General features: G+C 49.6%; 3 protein-coding genes. All 3 read left to right on the top strand.

What is annotated here, in order from left to right; translation table 11 throughout:
• Positions 1–222 precede the first annotated feature (222 nt).
• Complete coding sequence (locus ACEW8P_RS13500; RefSeq protein ID WP_373513603.1) at positions 223–1,551, top strand: TlpA family protein disulfide reductase; 1,329 nt, start codon at positions 223–225, stop codon at positions 1,549–1,551.
• Positions 1,552–1,674: 123 nt separating this feature from the next.
• The gene (pgi, locus tag ACEW8P_RS13495) at positions 1,675–3,324 is read left to right on the top strand and encodes a glucose-6-phosphate isomerase (RefSeq protein ID WP_373513602.1); all 1,650 of its coding nucleotides are present in this window, start codon (positions 1,675–1,677) and stop codon (positions 3,322–3,324) included.
• A 63-nt stretch (positions 3,325–3,387) separates the two neighbouring features.
• Positions 3,388–4,296, top strand: a 909-nt coding sequence (locus ACEW8P_RS13490; protein WP_373513601.1) for a sialate O-acetylesterase, incomplete at its 3' end; no start/stop codon positions are given.

The following is a 4,296-nucleotide window of genomic DNA, read 5'->3' as shown; positions in this document are numbered from 1 at the left end:
CGGTGTGGCAAATGCCGGCGGCTTTGATTTCTATCAGTACTTCGTCGCCCTGAGGCGGGAAGACCTCGATGGTTTCGAACGTGAAGAGGCCGTTGCCGTGGGCGATGGCGGCTTGGGCAGAGTGAGGGTTCATAGGTTTTTTGTTGCAAATGTAGGTTCTTTACTGTTAAACCTCTGTCTGAAACGAATTCAGGTTATTTTGTTATTTCTAAAATCCAGATCATGAAAAAATTACTACCTCTCATAGTACCGCTTTGGCTATTTTTCACAGTGTCTGATGTTTATGCTCAGGAAAAAACTACCCTGAATTTTGAGCTGCCGGAAAATTTCATGTTACGCTACATTTCCCCACTCAGGGGAATGGATGATCTGAGTAAATTTAAAGGCATCCTAAGGGACACGCTCGAATCGGACATCTTTGTACTGAATTTTCAGAGGTGCCAATCAGATTACACAAATTTATTGAAGGGATACTATTCCAAAGACTACTTTAACAAAATTGTAGATATTCATAAACTCGATACGATAAATGTTTATCAAGAAAAGGATATCGTCAATTCCCTGCCTGTGTTCTCTACCATCTTGCCTAACAACCGAAAGGTTATTATTCCCGATTTGAATGGCAACAACGATTTTAGCGACGACAGAAAGTATGAGTTCACGATCACTAACTTTGATCAGGAATTTTCGATGGATTCGCTCGAAACGCTCGAATTCAACTACGACTATTATCATCAGGGACAGCTTTACAAACGAAGTCTGAAATTCAAACTGGCTCCCACGGATAAAGCATATAGCTTTAAAGATCCACGGATGAAGCGATTGACGGTATACTTTAAGATGGACGGCAGGAGGGAGGCAAAAGCCAAAGTGGAAGGAAGAGAGTACCTTTTTACGATTAAAAATGGTATAGATGCCGATTACACAAGGGGCGACCTCTACATTAAAGACTTGTCTAACAACACAATCCTACGCTTCAATCCGCCTCTCCAAGTAGGCAATGCGTTCAGTCTGGGAGACAAGAGAGTGAAGATCGACCAGGTTTCTTATTTTGGCGAGACAGGAGTGCTTACCGTTTTGGAACCTGGAGAAGACAACTTTGGTGTGCGACAAGAAGAAACGCTGCCCGATTCGAGCCTGAATGCCTTTCAAGTCAAACTTGCAAAGTCATCCGAATATACGTTGATTGATTTTTGGGGAAGCTGGTGCGGCCCTTGCATTCAAGCGTTGCCAGATTTGAAAACGGTGTACGAAAAGTACCGGAACGACCCCAAGTTTCAACTCGTGAGCGTAGCCTACGAGAACAGCAAAGATCTGACAAAACTCAACGCGTTGGTGGAAAAACACGGGATCGACTGGCAGAATATCATCGAGTATCAGTCTAAGCAAGGCGAGGCTCCCAACTACGATAAAATGGTTTGGCATTTCGATGTGAGCGTTTTTCCCACCACTATTCTGCTCGACAAAACCGGAAAAATCGTGTACCGAGATTCCGGTTCGGATAGCTTCGAGCGGTTGAACGCGGCACTGGCTATGGCACTGGGCTACTGAGCTACCTATTTTTCTTGCAAAGGCGCAAAGTGAAGTCGTCGATTCTCTGCGGCTCCGCGCCTTTGCGAGCAACTTTTCACTATTTTTGCCCAGAATTTTCCTGAAACCCAAAACCGACGCCCCATGCTGCCTTCCGTTCCCTTCGATCAAACCGCCGCCCACAAGAAACTCAAATCCCACCACAAAACTATATCGAAGAAGCACTTGCGGGAGCTATTCGCCGAAGACCCCAAGCGATTCAACAAATTCTCGATCCGGTTGGGCGACATCCTTTTGGATTATTCCAAAAACCGAATCAATGGCCGCACCCGCATCTACCTTAGCCAGTTGGCTGAGGAATGCCAGCTGGGTGACGCCATCGAGCAGATGTTCACGGGCCAGAAAATCAACGCCACCGAAGACCGCGCCGTGCTGCACACCGCCCTGCGCAACCGCTCCAACGAACCCGTGATGGTGGATGGTCAGGATGTGATGCCGGAGATTAACGAAGTGCTGGATAAAATGAAGGAGTTTTCCTCCAAGGTTCGCTCGGGCGAGTGGAAGGGCTACACGGGAAAAAGGATCACTGATATCGTCAACATCGGTATCGGTGGCAGCGACCTTGGCCCCGTCATGGTAACTGAAGCTCTGAAAACCTACGGCAAAAAAGGCCTGAACGTGCATTTTGTCTCCAATGTGGATGGTACCCACATTGCCGAAACACTCAAAGGACTTAGCGCGGAAACGACGCTGTTCATGATCGCGTCCAAGACTTTTACTACCCAGGAGACGATGACCAACGCCCACACGGCCCGCCGGTGGCTGCTGGAAGAAGCGGAAAACATCGAACACGTCAAGAAGCACTTTGTGGCCCTTTCGACCAACGAAGATCAGGTAAAGGAATTCGGTATCGACCCGGTCAATATGTTCGTTTTTTGGGATTGGGTCGGCGGACGCTATTCGCTGTGGTCGGCGATCGGGCTCTCGATCGCCTGCTACATTGGCTTCCAGAACTTCGAGCAACTCCTGGCCGGGGCGCACGATATGGACAACCACTTCCGCCACACCAAGTTCGAGCGAAATATGCCCGTGATGCTAGGTTTATTGGGGATTTGGTACAATAATTTTTTCGACGCCCAAACGGAAGCCATCCTGCCCTACGACCAATACCTGCACCGCTTCGCCGCCTACTTCCAGCAGGGCGACATGGAGAGCAATGGCAAATCCACGGGCCGCGACGGACAACCCGTCGATTACGAGACTGGTCCCATCATTTGGGGTGAGCCGGGGACTAACGGGCAGCATGCTTTTTACCAACTCATCCATCAGGGCACAAAGCTGATTCCCTGCGATTTCATCGCCCCAGCCATCAGTCAAAATCCGCAGGGCGATCACCACAAGATTTTGCTCTCCAATTTCTTCGCCCAAACCGAGGCCCTGATGAACGGAAAGACCGCCGACGAAGCGCGCGCTGAACTGGAAGCCGCCGGGAAAAGTAAAGAGGAGGTAGACTTCCTGACGCCGTTCAAAGTCTTCGAGGGTAATCGGCCAACGAATTCGATTTTGGTCAAAAAAATAACGCCCAGGGTGCTGGGGAGCTTGATTGCGCTCTACGAGCACAAGATTTTTGTCCAAGGCGTCATCTGGAATGTTTTCAGTTTCGACCAGTGGGGCGTCGAGCTTGGCAAGCAGTTGGCCAAGCAGATTTATCCTGAACTGCAAAACGATTGGCCCATCGAAGGCCACGACAGCAGCACGGATGCTTTGATCAACCAGTATAAGAAGTGGCGGTAGTACCAACTTTGAATAATTTAAAAACTTAACAGGAGGTTTATCTGGACTGATATGCGATTTTTTGTGCCTACTTGGAATAATATTATTCCCTTTCTTTTCTCGTTTTGCCTGAACACGAATGTGCTTGCGCAGTTGAAAGTGACCTTTCCAACTTCGAGGGCGGTATATCAGCGGAACAATGCTAACCAGGCTACCTTGCACGTTGGTGGGTATTTCGACAGCCCACTCGACATAATCGAGGCCCGGGTCATACCTCGCGTCGCGGGGCAAGGGACGGCCACGGATTGGGCAGTGATACAGATCGGGCCCACGGGTGGGCAGTTTTACGGATCTCTCCCGGTGTCGGGTGGTTGGTATCGGCTGGAAATACGAGGGATTCGAAAGGGCGTCATCCAAAGTACTGACTTGGTTGATCGCGTAGGCATAGGGGAGGTTTTCCTGGTGGCGGGGCAGTCAAATGCGACGGGCGGGAGTTTTCTTCCCAGCGGCCCGGCGGCAGCGGATGATCGGGTAAGTAGTGTGAATTTCAAGAATAGCAATTCCAGCGATGGTTCTGTCCCATCCTATGCCAATTCGCAACTCCCTTATCCAGTATTTGTCCACTTGGATGCCAATACGAAAACTGCCCCTTTCGGCAACAATGCCTGGTGCTGGGGGAAGTTCGGCGATCTTATTGCCAGTCGTCTGAACGTACCCGTGCTGATTTTTAATGCGGGTTGGGCGGGAACCGAATTAGCAAACTGGCAGAAAAGCATTAATCCCCTGGGATTATCAACCTCCAACGACGGTTACGCATTCCCGGCGGGATTATCAAACTCCAGCAACGGTTACGCATTTCCGGCGGGTATGCCCTTTGGGCATCTGCGCCTTGCGCTTAATAACTACATTGCTCAGCAAGGATACCGGGCTATATTATGGCATCAGGGTGAATCGGATAACACAATCAGGACGAGCCGAAACGATTATCGCAAC

This window comes from Persicitalea sp. (assembly GCF_041751555.1).
In the GTDB taxonomy this organism is placed as follows: Bacteria; Bacteroidota; Bacteroidia; order Cytophagales; family Spirosomataceae; genus Persicitalea.
Note: the sequence above shows the minus strand (reverse complement) of the source record. Positions and strands in the feature narration are given on the sequence as shown.

Coding starts and splice junctions, on each gene's coding strand:
- ACEW8P_RS13500 (WP_373513603.1), top strand. CDS start 223: ATGAAAAAATTACTACCTCTCATAGTACCGCTTTGGCTATTTTTCACA.
- pgi (WP_373513602.1), top strand. CDS start 1,675: ATGCTGCCTTCCGTTCCCTTCGATCAAACCGCCGCCCACAAGAAACTC.